Here is a 1,308-nt window from a genome sequence, read left to right as displayed (position 1 = left end):
AAAGCAGTAGAAAGAACTCACCAAAAACGAGCAGTATTTAACCCCTCACAGCGAGTGCTGATCGTTGGGGCTGGTAAAGCCGGAGTCACTCTACTACAACAAATGCAAACAAATCCTCAACAGGGTTTTTATCCAGTTGCCTTTGTTGACGACGATCCACAAAAACTGTATGCACACATTCATGGCGTTTCTGTCGTGGGCGATCGCCACAAAATACCCGATATTGTCAAATCTTTGCAAATTCACAAAGTAATCATTGCCATGCCAACAGTTGCAGGAGGTGTGATTCGAGAAATAGTTGATATTTGCAAAGCCACTGGTATTCAAACCAGTACTTTACCAGGAATACATGAAATCCTGAATGGGCGGGTAAGAGTGGATAGCATTCGTGATGTGCGGATTGAAGATTTACTCAGGCGTGAACCAATACAGACAGATATTGGACGAGTTGCCGAATTCTTAGCTGGCAAGAGAGTACTCATTACAGGTGCAGGCGGCTCGATTGGTAGTGAGCTTTGCCGTCAAATTTACAAATGTCGTCCTGCCGAAATGATGCTGATGGGACACGGTGAGAATTCTGTATTCAATATTCAACAGGAATTAGAACAACTAGTCCAAGTCTTGACAACAAATAGTAAATCCGCAAGATATGCTCCTCGTCTTCATGTCTTCATTGGCGATATTCGTTACCGCGATCGCCTTCAACACGCCTTTGAGCGATTCCAACCAGATGTGATTTTTCATGCCGCAGCCCATAAGCACGTTCCTCTGATGGAATTAAATTCCCCAGAAGCAATTACTAACAACGTACTGGGAACAAAAAATTTAGTGGATTTGGCGCTGCAATACAAAGTTCAACATTTCGTGATGATATCTACAGATAAGGCAGTCAATCCCACCAATGTGATGGGAGCAAGTAAAAGAGTTGCAGAAATGTTGGTATTGCAAGCAGCAAAAAAAAGTGGCTTACCTTATGTTGCTGTACGCTTTGGTAATGTTTTGGGCAGTCGTGGTAGCGTAGTTCCGACTTTCACAAAACAAATTTTAGCAGGAGGCCCAGTCACAGTAACCCATCCGGAAATCCGCCGTTACTTCATGACGATTCCGGAGGCAGTGCAATTAGTTTTGCAAGCAGCGGTAATTGGGCATGGTGGTGAAGTGTTGATGCTGAATATGGGACAGCCAGTAAAAATAGTTGACTTGGCAAAGGAGTTAATTCGTCTTTGTGGATATGAAGTCAACAAAGATATCGAAATTGTCTTTACTGGTTTGCGTCCAGGTGAGAAGTTATTTGAAGAGTTGTTTATT

1 protein-coding gene is annotated in these 1,308 nt (G+C 43.0%); it reads left to right on the top strand.

The features are described 5' to 3' along the window. Positions 1-1,308 (top strand): polysaccharide biosynthesis protein (locus U2718_RS14550; RefSeq protein WP_411813293.1); only part of this gene is annotated, 1,308 nt, incomplete at both ends.

The sequence above is a fragment of the Chlorogloeopsis sp. ULAP02 genome, from assembly GCF_038404745.2.
Lineage (GTDB): Bacteria > Cyanobacteriota > Cyanobacteriia > Cyanobacteriales > Nostocaceae > Chlorogloeopsis.
The sequence above is the reverse complement of the archived record's forward strand: the minus strand, read 5'-3'. Positions and strand labels throughout refer to the sequence as shown.